Raw genomic sequence first — 19,511 nt, 5'->3', positions numbered from 1 at the left:
ACTGCTCCAGTGTTTGATTTCTTGCGTCTTCTTTATCCATGCGTTTAAGACAACGGCGAATCAAAAAGTTCAAACTTTATCGTGCCGGATCTATAATACCAAACAAGCGGATCACCCACACACCGATCTGAGAAGAAATTAACTGGAGCTGGCTAGATAAACTATTGAATAAAAAAACAGGGAGCGGAATCATAAAAGCAAGAAACAACAAAGGCACAATAATAGGCCGCATTCCCTGCCACCCTGTGAAAGACAACAACAATCCTATCAAAACCAGCAAAAAGGCATACTGCACGACTACAAATATCGTGCTGAGATTACCTACCAAAAACAATACGAGCCCTAAAGCAACAAAAGCAAACCCAACCCATGAACCTTTAAAGGGTAGAAATTCGAGCTGATCCTTTTTTTGCCAGATCAAAAACAAGGTAATAAAAGGAATAATATAACCATAGCTATACTCTTCCTGCGTACCCCATACTTTGACCATCTCATTGAATCCATCCCAGAAAATAACCCCCAAAAGCAACCCGACGATCACTAAAGCCCCCCAGATCAGGCGCCCCTCTCTCCATACGGTTTTCCCACTCATGTGCTGTGCTCCCTTGCTTATTTTGATTAGAATGACACTAATCTATAATTTATTTTTTCCAAAATGGTTTTGCAGGTTCTTTAAACGGACCATTTTTGATACTCTCAATCTGCTCATCCGTCAAAAACTGGTAAGTCCACATTGCAACGCCATTACCACCCGCCCATTTATTTTTTGAAAATGTTAGCAAATCAGCAACCAGTTGCGGTTCTCGCGGATAAGCATAATCGGTATTTATTGACTCCACATTACCTACCAATACTACAAGACTATCTGGTTTCTTCAATTTACTCCGGCCGTTTTGAGTCAACCTGACATCAATCTCGCGTTTGTAATCCATATTATAAATAACATCGATCCAACCATTATTGCTCCACTCAATACTATCAGCACCCTGCACGCGAAAATCTTGAATAAGGACGATACTATCCACACTAATCAACAATCCGGGTTTTATCGCTTTGGCTTGTAAAGAAAAGTTGGACACAATGTCCGAAACCGCAGATCGATTCCAATCTTTTAAGTACTCCCAAGTCTGGGTTTTATCCCTTAATCTTTCAGGAGTAAAATCATTCACTTCTAAATCTAAAAGTAAATTCCGGCTATATTTATTTTTGTAGTCCTCTACACAATATTTTGACTTACACAGGCCTCTGGAACGAATGACATCAAGATTTATTCCATCTACGTCATAATTTTTAACGACCTCCACCATAAGGTCTACAATAAACTTCCTAAACTCAGGGATATGCACGTTAAATGCATGTTCAGGCGTTCCTGCATCATAATATTCCGGAAAAAAATTTCGCCACCTGGTCATTACGGCAAACCATGGGTGAACTTCAATGCCTACCTCATGCGCTTTCTTAATCAAATTTTCCAGTGGGTCGTAACCTGGCTTCCACTTAGCACGCCATTCTGGGGTCTTTGGTGCCAGTTTAGATGGCCAAGCTGTCCCTTTACCAAGCCATACACACGGAATATACACATTAAAACCCGCGTTCTTGATACGCGCCAATGTTTTCTCTGCACCTTCTGGTGTCACCCATCCGTATGTTTCATCGAAAATTGCACGACTTTCCTGAATTTCCGCCCAAGCTGGCAAAGTAAATACCAGAAAAGCACAAAGGCAAACTAATCGAACAAAGTTACTGATTGTCATCAAAACAATCCCAGTCTCTTTCGAGCCACCTGAGAAACAAACTTTATTAGAGCCGTTTGTCTAAAAATCCGCTTAGGTTGTGATGCCAGCCTATAAAACCATTCCAAGTTCATTTTTCTAAATATTAAAGGCGCACGCTTCACCGTTCCGGCAATGACATCGAAAGTTCCACCTACAACCTGACAAACTTTCACATTAAGTAGTGGCAGGTATTTCTCTACCCACAGTTCCTGCCGAGGACAACCCAGGGCAACAAACAATACCTGCGCACCAGACGAGTTTATCTCGTTGATAAGCTGCGGCATTTCTTCATCTTTAACATAGCCATCCCGTGCGCCTGCTATACAAATTCCTGGGAACCGCTCGCGCAAAACTTCCTGTGCTTTAACATTCACATCTGGCGCTGCGCCAAAAAGAAAAATACTATAACCTTTCCTAGCCGCACTTTCACAAATCGCCGGCATCAATTCACAACCGGGAACCTGTTCTAAAAGACCTAATCCCAGCCACTTCGCAGCAACTATCACGCCAATACCATCTGGTATAAGAAGTCCACCATCACGCAGAAGGTTCAAAAATAGTGGGTTATTTTGTGCCATAACCACTATTTCAGAGTTAAGCGAGTAGATTACTTCGGGCTTATCGCCCGTTATAGTTTGATCTACCCAATCAATTGACTGCTCCATGTTAACGCGATCGATCGGAACACCTAACACTTCTATTCGTTCGAACATTACTTATTCATCCCTTTGCCGCCATCTACTTCAGAGTAATTGAACATTTTACAGGCACAGCGCCTAATTGGAGGTATATCTCCTCAAGGTGAGGCAAAACTCGCTCTGCGCTGAACCGCTCAACAATCTTTTCTTTTGCTGCCACACCCATTGCTGTTCTCAAATCAGCGTTTCCAAGTAGCATTTCAATTGCAACTGCCAACGCATCTACATCACCCGGTTCAATTAATAGACCATCCACACTAGTCTCAATAACATCTGGAATTCCACCCACCGTCGTGGTAATTACAGGCACCCCAGCAGCCATAGCCTCCAAAACACCCATTGGCAAACCTTCATAATAAGATGGCAGCACGTATATTGCTGCCTCATCAAGTTGTAGCTGCTTTTGCTCGCCTTTTACCCACCCTAAAATCTTAATATTTCCCTCAAGGCCCAACTCCCTTGCGCGTTCAACTACTTTTTCCAACTCGCCATCACCACCGCACCTTAGTTCAACGTCAGGAAATAAATTGCGAATCCTTGCAACCGCTTCTAACAAATCATAGGTGCCCTTTCCTTGTCCAAGACGACCAAGAAACAGGAGTACGCGCTGACGTTTTTGCTGTGGCAACACTGTACGCTCTGGTGGAATCGTAACAGAATTAAATATACAAACAACGTTAGCATCAGGCACTATGCTTAAAAGATTCGCTTTCCATTGACTGGATAGCGCAACAACATATGCAGCCCTATTTAGCACAAAGCGAACCAATACTTTAGCCAGCTCGCCACAATGATCTTTATAAAATTGCAAAAAAGTGCCCGCGTGCATATGAAAAACAATCGGGCGCCTCGCCATAATCACAAAAATAATGTAAATAAACTTACGCCAAAAACTGACTTTATCAGATGTATGCACATGTAAAAGAGCTACTTCTCCCATCAACAACATACGCAACAACTTCCATAACGCAATAATTGCAATAATAAGTTTTTTTAATTTTGATCCTTCTACATGCGTTTCAAGATAAACAATTGGCCATCTGTCAAACAAACCTGCCTGGACATACCCACCTACAACGGAAGCTACGCCCCCCAGAGAATGAATTGACGGCCCCATCATGAGGATTTTTTTATGTTTCATGCTATACGCCACAACACTTCATACACTGAACTGTAAATCCGCAAATTTAGTCGCAAAAAAACATTTCCTGCTCAGTTAATTGAAATACATTGTTCTATAACAGAGGCTGTTTCCTCTACCATATTTCGCTTGGTAAATTTATTTTTCACCAAAGTGCGTGCTGCATCCCCCATCGCAATCCGCTTTCTATCTTCAATTAGCAAATTTGCCAATGCTTTTGCCAGCCCCCCTTGATCGCCAGGTTCTACGATCACCCCTGTCTCATCGTGCAATACGGCCTCGGAAGTTCCGCCCATATCTGTTGCAACCATGGGAACCTTCATAGACATTGACTCAAGCATGGCAATTGAAAAAGTCTCTACTGCAGTTGAGGACAAGACTGAAACGTCAGACGCAGCTAATACAGGACGGACGTCTGCAAGACTCCCTAAAAACCGCACTCTTTCTTCAATACCCATCTCTTGTACCAAATGGGTGATTTCAACCCTTAAAGGCCCATCACCGGCAAAAACCAAATATGCATTTGGAACGGCCTTCAACACCTCAGAGAATGCGTTTAAAAGAATCGTATGTCCCTTTTCAGGGCGAAAGCCGGCTATATGACATATCACACGCCCCTCTTCTGGAATGCCTAATGTTCCCCTGAATGCCAAACCAATATCCAGGAATTTAGCAGGTGCGAAGTAGTCAGTATCCACACCGTTGTAAATCACCTGAGAACGCTTTCTCAAGAATGGATATTTTGATTGCCAGTATGTTTTTTGAGCGCCACATACAAAAATCACTTTACTGCAAATACGCATCAACCATTGATAAAAAAACTTATCAAACCATTCATCATGTCTGCTTACATTGACTGTGGTATGCACCGCAAGCACCAAAGACGGCTTACGTTTTGAAAACTTCACGCCCATCAGACTCATAAACAAAGCAATCTGTAACGAGCAATGCACAAGATCGATCCGCTCCTCGTCAATGATTCTTGCAATTTCACGAATCACCCCAAAATCAAACTTATATCTTCTGGGGTGGTGAATAAATTTAACATGGTCATGATCAATCCGATCATATTGATCAAGATTAGCTTCAAATGTCAGTAAATATTTTTTGAATTTTGTACTATCCAGGCTGTTTACCAAATCGATAACTTGCGTCTCCGCCCCTGCACGGAGTAATGATGGCAGCACAAACAATATTTTTTTAGCAATTACAGTCATTAATATTTTCCTGTTGCTGATTGTAGCAAAGCAGCATCCCCCAATTTATTAGCTATGGCTATTTGATATGCTTTTTCAGTTTTCTCAGCGATTGTCTCCCATGACAACTCTGTAGAAGCAAGCACTCTGGCATTTTGTGCCATCAAGGTAGTCACCTGCGAATTATTTACCAATTTTTTAATTGCATCTGCTAATGCAGGAACATCCTTTGGAGGAACCAATAATCCGTTAAACCCTTCCCTCACCACTTCACCAATACTACCCACTTCGGATGCCACAATAGGTCTTCCAAAGCGTAGCGCCAGAGCTACCACTCCACTTTGAGTTGCATCGGTATAAGGCAAAACAACGACGTTTGCCTTATTGAATATCCCTGGAATTTCTTGATCGTCAATATAGCGATCAATTAGTTCAAATTGACTGTCAGACTCAATTTCATCCCGATAATTTTCCAGATCTCTACCAGTTCCTGCGATCACGCCTTTCACAGCTACGTTTTCTGAATTAAGCACTTTCACAGCGTCAATAAAATAGCGCAAGCCCTTATATTGCTCAATTCTGCCAAAAAAAAGTAAATTACCACTTTCCCACTGCTCATCGTGCATCTCTGGAGCCTCACCTAACGGCCCATGGGGAATTGCCACAATTCTGTCTTGTAACCAGGGCAGCAACTTTTCACTTTCATTTTTTATTCGATCGCCATGAACAATTACCACATCAGGCATATGACGCAAACGTTGCTGATAAAAAATTATCCTTTTTCTCGCTTGTGAATCTATCCCGGAATGAGGAATATGGTCATGAATGGTAAGCACTAGCGGGTATTTTCGAAGTAAAAGTAGTGCAGCCATCAAGTAATCAGTAATTGCCTCCTGACAATGTACAACATCCGGCGAAAAACGTTTTATCCTGGAAACTATGTTAAAAATATTAAACAGCATCAATGGATTCTTTAAACCATAATCCGGAAGCACAATAATTTCAAACTGTTGCCCTTCAACAGGATTCAATCGATCTCCCAACTCACGTTCCGCATTTTTCTGATTTAAGATCAGTTGCACCTCGTGCCTTACCGATAATGCTTTTGCCAATAAAAATGTATATTCTGAAAAGTGAAATGAAATTAACGTGATTTTCATTTAAAGCCTTCAATTAGATCGGCGCTGAGAAATATTCCCTTTTCTTCCCAGTAAAAAATCCCAGAGCCCCCAAATATAATAATATGTACCTCGCCACGGCATTCCCTTTGCCACCCGGCGCGCCAGATAAACCATGTGATACCCAAACAATCCCAGCCCATGCTTAATCAGGCGAAAATCTTTCTTGTTTTTTGCAACCAGCATCATCTGATTTCGCGCTCGAAAATACAAACGAAATGGCGACTCTTCGCCACCTGCAAGTGAAGCGGTTACTTTATGCCAAACAATTGACTCTGGCACTGCAACAACCCTGTACCCTGCATCAGACACTCGAAAACAAAAATCCGCATCTTCACACAAATAAAAATAGTCGTCGTCCAGCACACCGATTTTTTTAATTAATTCTGCACTCGTCAATAGCGCGCAACCAGTCGCATAATCGCATTCGACTAGATGATTAAATTGCCCAACATCTTCCACCTGTCCGCCAACGGGGCCGCCCAACCCCGTATTGCGATCCATAAATCCACCAAAAAACCAAAGTTTATTCGAAGGTTTGGCAAAATATATCTTGCTGGTTACGACACCGACACCGGAATCGCTTTCCATCGTATTAACAAGTGGCTCCAAAAAAGCGGCATCCACCTCTGTATCATTATTTAACAGCATAACATAGCGCATGCCATCAGCAACTGCTTGCTTCATGCCAACATTATTTCCACCAGAAAACCCCAGATTCCCACCACTTTCCAGCACGGTTAAATTATGTTTATCGCCAAATTGTTCACGTATTGCTTCAACACTACCATCTGATGAAGCATTATCTACAACATAGACATAAAAATGCCTATAAGTACATTGGAACAGTGATGACAAACAAGCTAACGTATCAGACTTGCCATTCCAGTTGAGTACCACAACACCAAGGCTAGGATCGTTGATGCTTTCTTGAGATTTAGTCATGCTTTTGCTCATTCTGAATAGAATTAGCTTTACGTGCAGCAAGCGCTCTTATCCCAATTATTTCCATCATCGCTACGCTTACAATTAATGCTGCAATTCGCGTATCCAGTGCAAAATCTGATTGGGTAATGCCATTAACTAAGTGACGCATAGTACTAACTAAAAGGGCTAGCATTAGAGCCTTTTGAACTGGATTATCAATGAAACGAAAACGCCTCAAAGCATTTAGGCAAGCTTGAATGAACATTACAAAGAATGCCACTGTGCCAACTAAACCAGTTTTCACTAAGAGACTAACAATTGTACTGTCGCCATAAACCAAACCGCTACCGAACCCCAGACCAAATAACCAGTTTCCGTCCATTTTGCTAAACAGGTATTCCGCACTATCTACACGACCTTTCAGGCTTGAATCCTGCCCCGCTTCAGTCACACCACGAAAAAACCGTTCGCCAATAAATTCAAACAATCCATAATTACTACTCGTGGTTGCATATATTGCTTTGTACGCAATGGCGAGCGTAATAACAATAACACTCAATACGAGAATATTACGAATTTTAGCCTTAGCTGCACTTTCACTTATCAACAATGGCATCAGCAACAATGCCAAAAGTGTTGTTACGTACATGCCACGGGTAAATTGCAACAATACCTGCAACGCCAGAATCAAAGCCAGCCATCCCCACCACTGACGATTGCGCCCGGTGGGAAATAGCCACATGCAAAAAGCCACAAAAAGCATAATTCTGAACAGTACCGTACCTTGAGATAACAATCGCTTATAATCCAGTGTAGCCGTGCCTGTGCCGCCCGTGCTGACATCAAGAGAACTGCTATACAGCCATGTATATTTCTGAAATATATCCAATTCCCCGAAAAAAAACTGGTATAGAAAAAGCAACGCGCCAAAAAAAGCCAACACTGCCCAGAGTTTTATGATCCAACTTATCCCTTTATCGTTACCAAAACACCAAATCACAGGAAAAAACAACATATAGTAATAAAAATCCTTACTGTCGTTATATACCCTAAACAAAGGCCTATCGAATGCAACAACAGCGTAAAGCACTTCAGCTACAATAATTATCATAAAAAAAGCAACAAATTTACTTAGACTTGATCCCACAGACGTCTTGCTATTATTTAGTTTGGCAAACATCCCAAAAAAGACTAAAAGCCACAACAGTAAATCCTGAATAAACATATTCGCTCCGCCCACCAGAGGAACGGATGGCAAAGAAAAAGTCTGAAATACAGTATTAAATAAGACAAAAATTACTGCCAACATCATGAACAATAGCAAACTTGGAGCAGGCATTCGGGTAGCCTGAAATGCATCTCCTTTCAACACCATTCCGTCTGCTTGTACAGCCTGATTCATTTTTGTGTTCCCCCACTTTTATACAATCTTGTTTTTCAAACGTTATCGCAGACACCACTTTCTCAATCTATCAGTAATAATCATTTTCTTGGATAGTTTTCTTTCAATGGCACCAAGCGTAGACAGATCCGATTCATCAATACTGCGCGTGATTATAGGAGAGGCTAAGCAAACCAACGTAATCGCACCTAGCAGAAAAAAATGCTTCCAACCCGATGAAAACGGAAAAACCCACACCAAACCAGCACTTAGTATTCCCGCTAACCCACTAACGGCTAGAGGCCGCATATATGCAGCTTTCAAAGGATGAATACCAGTTTGCATATACAATTTTACTGAGATAAAAATATTCGAAACCGACAAGGCTAATGCTACGGCAATTGCTGCGCCCATTGCTCCCCATAACGGCATCAGGACAACACCCAACACTATGTTGATTAAAGCAGCTATTGCCGTAGATAAAAAGATTGCTCTCCGAGTCCCAAAAGCTAACAGTGTCACACCATTCGGCCCTAGTGCCACATGCATAAAATAACCTACTGCCAATACCCTCAACACATTTGCTGCTGGCAAATAAGCCTTCCCGAATAGCAAACCAACAATAAACTCTGCATCAACCAAAATCCCCAAAAACACAGGCAAAGTAACCACTGCAATCCACTTGGTGCTGCTTAAATAGAGTTTTTCAACTTCCTGGCTTCCCTGCCCTCCCTGCCCTCCCTGCCCTCCATGCACTGCTGTAGCAATGGGCAAATATATAAAAGCCAAGGCAATCAATGGCATCTCAAGTAACCGCGACAGTGTTACAGCGACATTGTACTGACCAACAAAATCTGCCGATTTAAAATAGCCTAACAACAATGTACTTGCGGAGACCATTAAAATTTCAATCACATTATTGCCAAACAATGGAAAAGAAAACCGGACCAGCTCACGCCCGCCCCATATCGATTGAACAGGCGGAAGCAAACGAGGCATAGTGCGCCAGGCATATCCGGAAAAAGCCACGAAAGATATAAGAGTGGTTACAACCGTTATCCACACAATCCCCGAAAGCCCCCACCCCATGAATGCCACCAGCAAAAGGCCTATTATGCGCATCAAGCGATTTAACAGCTCATCGAACAACACCTTTGGCCAGGTACTTGCAAAGCCTCTAAATATACTAATCAGCGCGAGAATCATGGCTGAAGGCCACAAAATCAATGAAAAAAGGTTCAACACCCTGGTTAACTCCGGCTTTCCGAAAAGGGCCGCGAGTTGGGCTGAAAAAACAAAAGTTGCTGCAGTCAACACAGCACTCACAGCTGCAACAACACCCAACGTCGCCATTACTATTCCACGCGCTCTTGCAAAATCACTCACCGCCAGATACTTCGCGATTAACTGTGGCGCACCATTGCCGAAACCCATATTGGCCAATGTTGCAGCCATTGCAACAAATACTGCCGCCAATGTATACAACCCATATTCAACAGGTGCTACCAAACGCACCATGATCAAGCCGGAAGCCAATTGCAACACTGATCCCGCAACTGAGCCCAGCAGTCCAATTCCCGCTCCAGAAGCCATCTGGTTCAGATTTTTTTGCTTCGATGCCATTATTGCAAGCCATCCTGATAAAAATTCACTAACAATTCCAGTGACTCAGGTCACGCCTAATCAATCTGGCTAACTTTTCATTTTCAGGGCGAAAGTGCTCTGCCAGCTGACGACGTGTTTCATCAAGCAATTTCAAATCGCTCGGTTTTTTGTTCCAGGCAATCAGACGTGCCCGCAGCCAATCTCGCCAAGCCAGTTTCGGAACAAACAGGCGCAAAAAACGGCGAGCGATTGGGTAAGCTTGCTCATTTCGGAATAACACGGTGAGCGCCAGATTTTTTGGCACCGTAGCCTCATGGAACCGCTTGCTAATTTGGCCGGGCACAAAATCAGGTGCTACTCCCAGAAACTCAAAGCATTTACGGACTGTTTCGACCGGATTATTATTCAGATCTTCCGCCAGCAAAAAAAGCATCTGCGATTTGTCCCACTTTTCTAAAAATCTGTTTACCTGATCAAAATAAAAGCCCCGCCGCACATAGCTGAAATGGAAATCTTGCTCGTAACCTTGCTCAATACGTTCAGCTTCGATTCGAATTGCCTCTTCAAACGTATTAAGCTCCAAACCACGTCGATATGTCATAACATAGTGAGAAAAAGCTCTATCAACAGGGTTTCTGAAAATAAATATCAGCTTTGAATTAGGAATGTGCTGAAATATCCGCTCTACACCCACATTGAAATACATGTAGTCTGGATCAATTTCACCAACAACCTTTTCATTTTTACTTTCTGCAAAATATTTTTCTGAGTAATATTTAACACCCTGAGAATATTGCCCATCATCCACAAAAAATTTCGTTTCTTTTTGTGATGGCAGAAATATTTCAGGGTGATCAACCAGATAATGATGTAATGCGGTTGTCCCTGACTTCTGAGCACCAACCACGAAAAAATTTGGCAATACCACTTAGTTCCCCTTAATATTATTTTCTTTCTTTTATTACTTTTGCTGGCACTCCTACCGCTATTGAGTAGGGAGGAATATCTTTGGTAACTACGCTATTTGCCCCAACAATTGCGCCCTTACCAATATTCACTCCTTTGGTAATGATTACTCCATAGCCAATCCAAACATCATCTTCAATCACTACTGGTTTGGTTGTTATACCTTGATCTTTTATTGGCATTTCAGGGTCTAAGAAATTATGGTCCGTATCACGAATAGAAACATTTTCAGCGATTAATACATTTTTCCCAATCCTTACTTCCTCGTTACAACCAATAACAGCACGTCTGCCAATTATGGTACCTGCTCCAATAAAAACTCTCGCTGAACCTTTAATCCAAACATCTTTTTCAACATATACATCTTCATCAATCCTGACTTGAAAATTATCCCCAAAAAACTGGGTTAATTCGAAACCACTCCTTATTCGCACACTCCAGCTTTTAAATATTAATTTCTTACCATACCTTACCTTCAACATCATATTTCTAAAAACTTGAGCTAAAATAAGTAGGCGTATTAACATTTTTCAGAAATTAATATTTATCAAAAAATCCATAAATCAAATAGATACATCAAACTTTCTTACCCACAAGATAAACCGCCCCTGCTACATTAGAATTCTTATTAAAATTCAAGAGAGAAAATGGCAATACAACCAACGAAACCAGCGTTCCTAAAAAATAATCAATGTATCTATTTCCCGTCGCATTCCGCACCAGACTCTGACAGTAAAATGCCAGCGCAGAACCGCCAGGAATAGACGTATCGCTTTGCAGCAAGTTGAACTGGCTGAAGATAACGCCCAAAGCATCTTTCGAAAATCTGAATAAATCAGGTGTGTCAGGGCAATACGCCTGTACAAAAGGCGCATCAACGTAAACTAACCCACCTGGTTTCAACACCCGAAAAAGTTCAGATGCTACCTGATGGGGATTGCGGCAATATTGCAAAACAGCAGACAAGACAACAATATCAAAGGTGTTTTTCCCAAATGGAATGTTATGAACATCGCAAACACAATGGATTCCTGGTTTATTCTGGATATCCACATTAATACAGTTTTCACCCAAATTTGTACTGCTTGAACCCGCATTCAGGATTATTGCCTTCTCAAAACCATATCCTGATAAAAAATCCCCAATATCGTAAGTTTTTCTTATCACATTAATATTCAGCATTTTTTTAAAGTTGCCAAGCTTCATAATCTGTTTCATCTCATTAAAGAATACATGAATCAAAAAACTTACCCATTGTACGCTTCAGATTTTGTTTAGGAATTCCCATGCGGCCTCCTGAATTTAAGCAGCGCTAGCAATGACAACGTCAATAACACCATCGACGTTCTCAGCAACACCCTTTGCCAGTGTTCATGCACAGGTGGATAGGTAGCTAGAGTAAAAATCGATACTGCAAGCACAAAGGCCAGCACATACCAACTTGACTTTGGTCGATAACAAATTGAATCAATGACTGTCAACTTATTTTCATGATTAAGTGTATGTACCGTGGATACACTTTTATCCCAATTAGGCTTTGCGGAAGTGGTAAGGTGTTCCTTATATTCCCGTTCATTAAGCACTTCCACTTGATTTATATTCAATCCATACCCGTATCGAACTGAACAATCTTGAGAAGGACGGAAAATTTCACCATTGTGCATGAATAGCTTTCCGGCAGGGCGCGCACGACGAACATCGGAAACTACCGGATTACGTGGATGAGAAATCCAGTTACTACTTAGCGGACTATCTGCATAATACAAAAACAACTCATCCCAATCAGAACCCCCTTTATTTTCAACAACATTGGCAAACAACCACCATTTTCCATCATACTGGAACAGTGTTGCATCCACCGCATTGATATCTTCCAACAAATTTTTCTGGAATTCCCACTTATGAGGAAACTCTTGGCATTTGTAAAGCTCAATGGTACGGTTCTGCTCTGTCTCAGGCACCATGTACTGCTCACCTTCGAATTCAAACACGAAAGGATATGAGAGGTGGTAGGGTTTATCCAATACAGGTTTGACGTCACCTAACTCGCCATTCTCATTAATTGACATAACGGAAAGCCTACCTTTTTTTCTGGAATATTCAAATTCTTCTAAATAAATATAATATTTTCCTTCCTTGTATACAACAAATGGATCAGCCCAGAAAAGCCCTTTTGGCGGAACAATTTTTTTGTACTGAGGCAAGGTTGTCGCAAGGCCATCCTGAAACCTGTACCAAAGCACCCACTGCTCTAAAAACAGGAATCTAACAAGTTTGTGTTTCACAAAACCGGCGAATTGTATCCAGATAAACTTAACTACCTGGAAGTTGTTAGGTGCTGTATAGAATCTATTTGAGTAAAATGTTGGCGATTTATTGTCATGATGCACTTTAGCGAAGAAGTGTTCTTCCCCTAAAAAATGCAGTTCCTTCAGCATACGTGGAACAAAAGAGGCACTCTTCCAGTAACATTGATTCAGGCTGCGCGAAAGCAGCTGGTGAGTTGCAGTGAACGAACGGTATAACACGACGCCATTGTCCAGCTCTTCTGTAAGAATCTGAAGCACGGTGCCAATTACCGATTTACCCTCCTGCTTCTCCCAGAAACCGGGTGGCCAGCCTCGAATTTCCATGTTATCGGAATGATGATATGACCATATTCCATAGCGGGGGGTTTTCAATATTTCTCCACGCAATATTCTAAAACCCAATCTGACTATCACATCTAAATCATGATTCCGAATAGAATCAAGGTCATTCCCTTCAATATAATCGGAAAATTGAGTCTGTCTTGGATTGACTGAGAGCCTTGGCACCCCTGATAACAGCGGCCCAATATATTTAGACTCAAACGCATTTGGTTTATTTTTAAAAAGCCTGCTTTCAACTTCTATATAGGTTTTATACAGAAGCTTTTGCCAGTTTTTAAGTATTCGGCCAAAATAGGGTTGGCTCTCGCTTGGATTAAAAGAACCATTCATAACAACCAGTGTTATTTCCGCATGCTCAGACTGCTGAATTTTTTCCAGCATGGAAAATGCCCATGCAGGTACATTTTCAGAATCAAGCATCACCCCAATCTTTAATTTTTCAAGCATCCGCGTCTCTGTGAGAGTAATCAGGGTCCCACTCCAGTTTTATTTTATCAGCGGCTTGGTGGTGCCAGGCACGTTGTGGTGGAATCCCCAATGAGGTTGTTTATATGCAATATGATATCGTAAAGTTGTTAACCCGACGGGACACTTTTAGAATCAGTTGCAATTTTCTTTTATATATTATCTAGTTAATAGTATGAACTAATTCACCCATCAATTTACCATCCATTCCCCCTGAAATTTATATGCAATATTTAACTAAATTCATGCCTGTGGCCTTGTCTCGTCCAAACACAATTCCAAAGCCGCTTTCCATTCCGGTAGTATCAACCCAAAGACCCTCTCTAATTTTTCATTAAGAAGCACTGAATTCTGAGGCCTATGTGCTGGCAAAGGATACTCGCTAGTAGAAATAGGAACTAACCTCGGTATTGGTGTAGACATGATGTCTAAAATGGACTGAGCGAAGCCATGCCAACTAGTTCCCCCCCTTGATGTAAGGTGGTAGATGCCACTTAGTTCGTTAATTGCAGAAATTTCAGATTTATTTAGGCGCATTACTTGGCCTAAAATCTGCGCAGTTGCCTCTGCAATCATCCGACTCCATGTTGGCGCACCAATTTGATCATCAACAATCTTTAACTCATCTCTTTCTTGGGCTAATCGCAAGATAGTGCGAAGGAAATTATTACCACGCCCACCGTAAACCCAACTTGTTCGTAATATTATGTGGGGTACATTTGCAGCCTGGATAGCTTGCTCACCAACCAACTTGGTCTTTCCGTAAACACTTAAGGGATTGGGTATATCCAACTCAGTATAGGGCTCGTCCTTTGTTCCATCGAATACATAATCAGTAGAATAATGGATCAGGAGAGCATTAATCCGTCGCGCTTCCTCAGCCAGGATACCTGGTGCAATACTGTTTATTGCCTCGGCAAGATCAGGTTCGGACTCAGCTTTATCAACTGCGGTATAGGCAGCGGCATTGACGATGATATTAGGCTTTATTTCGCGTACCGTAGAAACTATTGAATCTGGTTTGGCAAGGTCTACAACTTGCCGATCAACTATAATTATTTCACCAAGCGGTGCTAGGGTTCGCGCCAACTCCCAACCAACTTGTCCGTTTTTTCCAATGAGCAAAATACGCTTCATGGAAACACCTCGGCATTTTTCAGAGTAAGTCCTGTCTTATCCTTTGCTGAAAGCTGCGGCTCAACATCAAGTGGCCAATCTATTTCGAGGTCTGGATCATTCCAGGCAATGCAACGTTCAAATTCCGGGGCATAATAATCCGTTGTTTTGTACAAAAATTCTGCATAGTCAGACAACACCAGAAAACCATGGGCAAAACCTGGTGGAATCCATGCCATCCGCTTACTCTCGGCGCTGAGGTAAAAGCCAACTGATCGCCCAAAAGTTGGCGAACTTTTTCGAATATCCACGGCAACGTCAAATACTTCACCAGCAATAATCCGCACCAACTTTCCTTGAGATTGCTGAATTTGGTAGTGCAGTCCACGCAGCACTCCCTTTGCTGAACGAGAATGGTTGTCCTGTACAAATGGCATTTCAATTCCGGCAAGCTCAGACAAATTTTTCTTATTGTAACTTTCAAAGAAAAAGCCGCGTTCATCGCCGAACACTTTGGGTTCAATAATAATTACGCCAGGTAGACTGGTCTGGATAATATTCACTAGAATATTCTCTCTTTCAATAATTCCAGCAAATATTGACCATAGCCATTTTTGCTCATCGGCGCGGCTAGTTGTTCAAGTTTTTCTGCTGAAAGGTAGCCCAAACGATAGGCGATCTCTTCCGGGCAAGCGATTTTTAAACCTTGTCGCTTTTCGATAGTTTGAATAAATAGGGACGCTTCCAGCAAAGATTCATGCGTTCCAGTATCTAGCCATGCCATTCCTCGCCCCATTACCACCACTTCCAACTTCATTTTATTTAGATAAATCTTATTCACATCTGTTATCTCAAGCTCTCCCCGTGGTGAAGGCTTGAGAGACTGGGCAATATCCACTACATTGTTATCGTAAAAATAAAGGCCAGTCACAGCATAGCGGGACTTTGGCGCTACTGGTTTCTCTTCTAGGGAAATCGCCTTACCTGACAAATCAAACTCAACCACACCGTAGCGTTCTGGATCGTGAACAGGGTAAGCAAATACGGTAGCACCTTCCTGCTGCTTTGCTGCCGTTTGAAGCTCATTAGAAAGCTCATGACCGTAAAATATATTGTCGCCCAATACTAAAGCACATGCCTCACTACCTATAAAACGCTTGCCGATGATAAATGCTTGGGCGATACCTTGAGGCTCAGGTTGTATAGCATAGGAAATATTCAGCCCCCAGCGTTCCCCATTCTCGAGCAATTGTTCGAAGCGCGGTGTATCCTGTGGTGTAGATATAATCAAAATATCCCGAATACCTGCCAACATCAGCGTAGATAGCGGATAATAAATCATGGGCTTGTCGTAGACCGGCAACAATTGCTTGGAGACCGATTGGGTGACAGGGTAAAGTCGTGTACCAGACCCTCCGGCGAGGATAATTCCTTTCATGATTTTTCCCTGGTATTGTAATTAGTTGTAACCCATTTTTGATATTCACCACTTACTATATTTTGCACCCAGTTTTTATGTTCAAGGTACCATTGCACTGTTTTGCGAATGCCAGTTTCAAAACTTTCCTTGGGTTGCCATCCGAATTCAAGCTCAATCTTGCGCGCATCAATAGCGTAACGTTGATCATGACCCGGACGGTCTTTAACAAAAGTTATTAATGAAGCATGTGGTGTAATTAGTGAATCTGTACAGAGCTCATCCAATATTGCACATACCGAGTTAATAACTTCAAGATTGGTCTTCTCATTGCAACCACCTATATTGTAGGTTTCCCCTAAACGCCCTTTAGCAAGTACCACTCGAATCGCTTCGCAATGGTCCCCTACATACAGCCAATCACGCACATTCAGTCCATCACCATATACGGGCAAGGGTTTGCAATTAAGCGCATTGTGAATAATCAGCGGGATAAGTTTCTCCGGAAACTGATATGGGCCATAGTTATTAGAGCAGTTAGTAGTCAGTGTGGGCAGCCCATAAGTATGATGATAGGATCGGACAAGATGATCTGATGCTGCCTTTGATGCAGAATACGGACTGTTCGGTGCATAAGCCGTGGTCTCAGAAAACGGTGGGTCAAGTGGTCCAAGTGAACCATAAACCTCATCAGTTGATATATGCAAAAAACGAAATACCGACTTTTCGGAGTCAGCAAGTTGTGTCCAGTAGCCTCGAACTGCTTCAAGCAGTTGGAAAGTACCGTTTATGTTCGTCTGAATAAAATCTTCAGGCCCATGGATAGAGCGATCGACATGGCTTTCTGCCGCGAAGTGCACAATAGCATAAGGCTTATACTGCCGTAACAAACCTTCAACTAATGTACGATCATTTATGTCACCACGTATAAATACATGGCGTGCATCATTTTTTAGACTAGAAATATTCTCCTTATTTCCGGCATATGTCAGCTTATCAAGGTTGATAACTGACGTCCCTTCGACTGCTAACCAATCGAGCACAAAATTCGAGCCAATAAAACCCGCTCCCCCCGTCACAAGTATTGTTTGTTTATTATTCATTTGTCCCACTTTTAATTATTATTACAATTTACTTTTTGCGCCTACCTGCATAAAAATAACCAGTACAGCTGTGAGTATTTGCAGTATTAGTAAGCTTTTCATTATTTTAATGGCATATCCGCAATCAGTTCAGCACCGCCAAATTTTTCACTACCAGTCTCTTCCAAATATCCCTCACTCAACAAATACAACAATATCTCTTGTGCGGCCTGCATTGGTGAAACTTCAGCGGTGTTGATGCGTAACTCCGGATGCTCCGGTATCTCATAAGGATCACTAACACCAGTAAATTCAGGAATCAAACCTTGCCTCGCCTTTGCATACAATCCTTTGCGATCACGGCTTTCACATATTTCTATTGGCGTAGCCACATGAATTTCAATAAAGGTGCCATGCTGTTCAATCATTTCTCGAACAGCACGGCGCGTTACTGTATAAGGTGCTATCGGTGCGCAAATGGCAACACCACCATTTTTGGTAATTTCACTTGCTACAAAACCGATTCGCCGCACGTTAATGTCGCGATGCTCTTTAGAGAAACCTAATTCCCTGGAAAGGTTAAGCCTTACCACATCGCCGTCCAACAACGTAACAGGTCGGTCACCTTCCTCAATGAACTTGGCGTAAAGAATTTTCGCCAAGGTTGATTTACCTGAGCCAGATAAGCCTGTGAAAAACAAGGTGATACCCTGATCACTTCGCGAAGGACGCACTTTTCTGAGTTGATCTAAGACATCAGAATATGAGTACCAGGCAGGTATCGGTTTGTTTCTTGCAAGGTGATCATATAGCTGTCGATCACCAAATATAATGCTTTTTTTGCCTTCCTGTTCAATCTGTTTCATAGGCAAAAACATTTTATCATCAGAAACGTAGCGCAGTTCTTGCACTGGCACTATACTAATTTCCAATTCGTTCTGATAACGTGCAACCAACTCCTGAGCAGACCCAGCTGCATAAAAACGAGGCCCTCCTTCGCGAACTCCAGGAGGGGCAGCATGTTCTGGACCAACAATAAAATGAGAGCAGCCATAATTCTGACGGATAATGGCGTTTAGAAGCGCCTCGCGCGGGCCTGCCATTCTAACTGCGAGCGGCAGTAGTGAAAGCATTGCAAGATTATGTGGATAATGACGTCTGATGGCTTGGTAGCAGTGTACTCGAGCATAGTAATGCAAATCGCCAGGTTTGGTCATGCCAACTGCCGGGTGCAGCAATATATTAGCTTGCGCATTTTTAGCAGCATTGAGTGTTATTTCTCGATGTAGGCGGTGCATTGGCTTACTAGTATGGAACGCCACCACCCGCCTCCAGCCAAACTTATCAAATAAGTGGCGCAATTCTTGCGGTGTGTCACGCAAGGTTTCAAAATCGTAATGATAGGGAAGTTGAATACCTTCTACTCTGCCACCCACATATATAGGATGAACTTCTTCGTACAAATATCGCACGCCGGGGTGTTCATCTGAAGCTGTCCCATAGACCATTTCCGCTTCGCGCATTTTTTCCGGCTGCCACAAACTTTCAACATGCATGACAGCGAGCATAAAACCTTCCGCATCGAGCAAAGCAAGCTTCGAACCAAACGTCAGTTTTTCAGCCAGTTTTTCCGGGATATCTAAAATGATTGGGACTGGCCAAAGCTTTCCATCTGGAAGCCGCATTCCTTCAACAACAGACTGATAAACCTCCTGGATCATGAAACCCGTGAGCGGCGAGAAAGCACCATTCATGATAAGTTCTAAGTCACACAACTGTCGCTGACTAAGCGTTATTCCAACTTGGTTCTGAGATTCAATTTTAAGTTCGGTGGCCCGGACCGCCCCCACCATAATTTCAACGAGGCTACCTCCATATGGTGTTATAAGATTATCCATATTATTTAACACATC

At 42.3% G+C, this 19,511-nt stretch carries 18 protein-coding genes; all 18 read right to left on the bottom strand.

The window, feature by feature from the left end:
* Positions 1-76 precede the first annotated feature (76 nt).
* Positions 77-592 (bottom strand): archaeosortase/exosortase family protein, encoded by a 516-nt coding sequence (locus EDC63_RS13690; RefSeq protein WP_124947230.1) that lies wholly within the window; start codon positions 590-592, stop codon positions 77-79.
* A 49-nt stretch (positions 593-641) separates the two neighbouring features.
* Positions 642-1,754, bottom strand: a complete 1,113-nt coding sequence (locus tag EDC63_RS13685; protein WP_124947229.1) for a glycoside hydrolase family 10 protein — start codon at positions 1,752-1,754, stop codon at positions 642-644.
* Entirely contained in the window at positions 1,754-2,488 is a 735-nt protein-coding gene (locus EDC63_RS13680; RefSeq protein ID WP_124947228.1) for a WecB/TagA/CpsF family glycosyltransferase, read from the bottom strand. The genes EDC63_RS13685 and EDC63_RS13680 overlap by 1 nt, the downstream gene beginning before the upstream one ends.
* Before the next feature lie 25 nt (positions 2,489-2,513).
* Positions 2,514-3,614 carry a glycosyltransferase family 4 protein gene (locus EDC63_RS13675; protein ID WP_124947227.1) on the bottom strand — a complete coding sequence of 367 codons (1,101 nt, stop codon included), beginning with the start codon at positions 3,612-3,614 and terminating at the stop codon, positions 2,514-2,516.
* Positions 3,615-3,685: 71 nt separating this feature from the next.
* Positions 3,686-4,831 carry a glycosyltransferase family 4 protein gene (locus tag EDC63_RS13670; RefSeq protein ID WP_124947226.1) on the bottom strand — a complete coding sequence of 382 codons (1,146 nt, stop codon included), beginning with the start codon at positions 4,829-4,831 and terminating at the stop codon, positions 3,686-3,688.
* Positions 4,831-5,970 carry a glycosyltransferase family 4 protein gene (locus tag EDC63_RS13665; RefSeq protein WP_124947225.1) on the bottom strand — a complete coding sequence of 380 codons (1,140 nt, stop codon included), beginning with the start codon at positions 5,968-5,970 and terminating at the stop codon, positions 4,831-4,833. Before EDC63_RS13665 ends, EDC63_RS13670 begins: the two co-directional genes overlap by 1 nt.
* A gap of 9 nt (positions 5,971-5,979) precedes the next feature.
* Entirely contained in the window at positions 5,980-6,933 is a 954-nt protein-coding gene (locus tag EDC63_RS13660; protein WP_165922999.1) for a glycosyltransferase family 2 protein, read from the bottom strand.
* Positions 6,926-8,317, bottom strand: coding sequence for a hypothetical protein (locus EDC63_RS13655; protein WP_124947223.1), 1,392 nt, complete (start codon positions 8,315-8,317; stop codon positions 6,926-6,928). Before EDC63_RS13655 ends, EDC63_RS13660 begins: the two co-directional genes overlap by 8 nt.
* A 42-nt stretch (positions 8,318-8,359) precedes the next feature.
* Entirely contained in the window at positions 8,360-9,919 is a 1,560-nt protein-coding gene (locus EDC63_RS13650; RefSeq protein ID WP_124947222.1) for a flippase, read from the bottom strand.
* A 28-nt stretch (positions 9,920-9,947) separates the two neighbouring features.
* A complete protein-coding gene (locus tag EDC63_RS13645) occupies positions 9,948-10,829 on the bottom strand; it encodes a sulfotransferase family protein (RefSeq protein ID WP_124947221.1) in 882 nt (293 codons plus the stop codon).
* Between the two features lie 16 nt (positions 10,830-10,845).
* Positions 10,846-11,394 (bottom strand): acyltransferase, encoded by a 549-nt coding sequence (locus EDC63_RS13640; protein ID WP_124947220.1) that lies wholly within the window; start codon positions 11,392-11,394, stop codon positions 10,846-10,848.
* Between the two features lie 49 nt (positions 11,395-11,443).
* Entirely contained in the window at positions 11,444-12,085 is a 642-nt protein-coding gene (locus EDC63_RS13635; RefSeq protein WP_124947219.1) for a class I SAM-dependent methyltransferase, read from the bottom strand.
* A 56-nt stretch (positions 12,086-12,141) separates the two neighbouring features.
* Positions 12,142-13,965 (bottom strand): glucosamine inositolphosphorylceramide transferase family protein, encoded by a 1,824-nt coding sequence (locus EDC63_RS13630; RefSeq protein ID WP_124947218.1) that lies wholly within the window; start codon positions 13,963-13,965, stop codon positions 12,142-12,144.
* A gap of 261 nt (positions 13,966-14,226) precedes the next feature.
* Positions 14,227-15,120, bottom strand: coding sequence for a dTDP-4-dehydrorhamnose reductase (rfbD, locus tag EDC63_RS13625; RefSeq protein ID WP_124947217.1), 894 nt, complete (start codon positions 15,118-15,120; stop codon positions 14,227-14,229).
* Positions 15,117-15,662, bottom strand: coding sequence for a dTDP-4-dehydrorhamnose 3,5-epimerase (gene rfbC, locus EDC63_RS13620; protein WP_124947216.1), 546 nt, complete (start codon positions 15,660-15,662; stop codon positions 15,117-15,119). Before rfbC ends, rfbD begins: the two co-directional genes overlap by 4 nt.
* On the bottom strand, positions 15,662-16,537 hold the full coding sequence (gene rfbA, locus EDC63_RS13615; RefSeq protein ID WP_124947215.1) for a glucose-1-phosphate thymidylyltransferase RfbA: 876 nt from the start codon (positions 16,535-16,537) through the stop codon (positions 15,662-15,664). Before rfbA ends, rfbC begins: the two co-directional genes overlap by 1 nt.
* Positions 16,534-17,619 (bottom strand): dTDP-glucose 4,6-dehydratase, encoded by a 1,086-nt coding sequence (rfbB, locus tag EDC63_RS13610; RefSeq protein ID WP_124947214.1) that lies wholly within the window; start codon positions 17,617-17,619, stop codon positions 16,534-16,536. Before rfbB ends, rfbA begins: the two co-directional genes overlap by 4 nt.
* A gap of 101 nt (positions 17,620-17,720) precedes the next feature.
* Entirely contained in the window at positions 17,721-19,496 is a 1,776-nt protein-coding gene (locus tag EDC63_RS13605) for a bifunctional sulfate adenylyltransferase/adenylylsulfate kinase (protein ID WP_124947213.1), read from the bottom strand.
* Positions 19,497-19,511: the final 15 nt, after the last annotated feature.

It is taken from the genome of Sulfurirhabdus autotrophica (assembly GCF_004346685.1).
Classification (GTDB): Bacteria; Pseudomonadota; Gammaproteobacteria; order Burkholderiales; family SMCO01; genus Sulfurirhabdus; species Sulfurirhabdus autotrophica.
The sequence above is the reverse complement of the archived record's forward strand: the minus strand, read 5'-3'. Positions and strand labels throughout refer to the sequence as shown.

Bases quoted from the DNA above. Each gene is read 5' to 3' on its own strand.
- EDC63_RS13655 (WP_124947223.1), bottom strand. From the start codon at position 8,317: ATGAATCAGGCTGTACAAGCAGACGGAATGGTGTTGAAAGGAGATGCA.
- EDC63_RS13685 (WP_124947229.1), bottom strand. From the start codon at position 1,754: ATGACAATCAGTAACTTTGTTCGATTAGTTTGCCTTTGTGCTTTTCTG.
- EDC63_RS13635 (WP_124947219.1), bottom strand. From the start codon at position 12,085: ATGAAACAGATTATGAAGCTTGGCAACTTTAAAAAAATGCTGAATATT.
- EDC63_RS13680 (WP_124947228.1), bottom strand. From the start codon at position 2,488: ATGTTCGAACGAATAGAAGTGTTAGGTGTTCCGATCGATCGCGTTAAC.
- rfbA (WP_124947215.1), bottom strand. From the start codon at position 16,537: ATGAAAGGAATTATCCTCGCCGGAGGGTCTGGTACACGACTTTACCCT.
- rfbD (WP_124947217.1), bottom strand. From the start codon at position 15,120: ATGAAGCGTATTTTGCTCATTGGAAAAAACGGACAAGTTGGTTGGGAG.
- EDC63_RS13605 (WP_124947213.1), bottom strand. From the start codon at position 19,496: ATGGATAATCTTATAACACCATATGGAGGTAGCCTCGTTGAAATTATG.
- EDC63_RS13675 (WP_124947227.1), bottom strand. From the start codon at position 3,614: ATGAAACATAAAAAAATCCTCATGATGGGGCCGTCAATTCATTCTCTG.
- EDC63_RS13665 (WP_124947225.1), bottom strand. From the start codon at position 5,970: ATGAAAATCACGTTAATTTCATTTCACTTTTCAGAATATACATTTTTA.
- rfbB (WP_124947214.1), bottom strand. From the start codon at position 17,619: ATGAATAATAAACAAACAATACTTGTGACGGGGGGAGCGGGTTTTATT.
- EDC63_RS13690 (WP_124947230.1), bottom strand. From the start codon at position 592: ATGAGTGGGAAAACCGTATGGAGAGAGGGGCGCCTGATCTGGGGGGCT.
- EDC63_RS13640 (WP_124947220.1), bottom strand. From the start codon at position 11,394: ATGTTAATACGCCTACTTATTTTAGCTCAAGTTTTTAGAAATATGATG.
- EDC63_RS13660 (WP_165922999.1), bottom strand. From the start codon at position 6,933: ATGACTAAATCTCAAGAAAGCATCAACGATCCTAGCCTTGGTGTTGTG.
- EDC63_RS13650 (WP_124947222.1), bottom strand. From the start codon at position 9,919: ATGGCATCGAAGCAAAAAAATCTGAACCAGATGGCTTCTGGAGCGGGA.
- EDC63_RS13670 (WP_124947226.1), bottom strand. From the start codon at position 4,831: ATGACTGTAATTGCTAAAAAAATATTGTTTGTGCTGCCATCATTACTC.
- EDC63_RS13630 (WP_124947218.1), bottom strand. From the start codon at position 13,965: ATGCTTGAAAAATTAAAGATTGGGGTGATGCTTGATTCTGAAAATGTA.